1 protein-coding gene is annotated in these 238 nt (G+C 59.2%); it reads right to left on the reverse strand.

Annotated elements, in window-relative coordinates:
• Window positions 1-238 (reverse strand): ABC transporter permease subunit (locus EOB49_RS35840; RefSeq protein ID WP_164782028.1); only part of this gene is annotated, 238 nt, incomplete at both ends.

A 238-nucleotide genomic window follows, 5' to 3' on the forward strand; every position in this document is an offset into this window, starting at 1 on the left:
CGGAAACCGTCGATGAAACGGATGAAAAACGCGATGACCAGCGTCGGCTTCATCAGCGGCAGGTCGATCCACCGAACGATCTCAAACGGTGATGCGCCATCGAGCGAGGAGGCTTCGCGCACGTCGAGCGGTATGGCCCAATAGGCCATGTGAAAGAGCAGGAAGGCGAAAGGCGTCCATTGCAGCGTCTCCACGACGACAAGGGTGCGGAAGGCATTGTCGATGTCGAGGAAGGCCG

This window comes from Mesorhizobium sp. M7A.F.Ca.MR.148.00.0.0 (assembly GCF_003997735.1).
Lineage (GTDB): Bacteria > Pseudomonadota > Alphaproteobacteria > Rhizobiales > Rhizobiaceae > Mesorhizobium.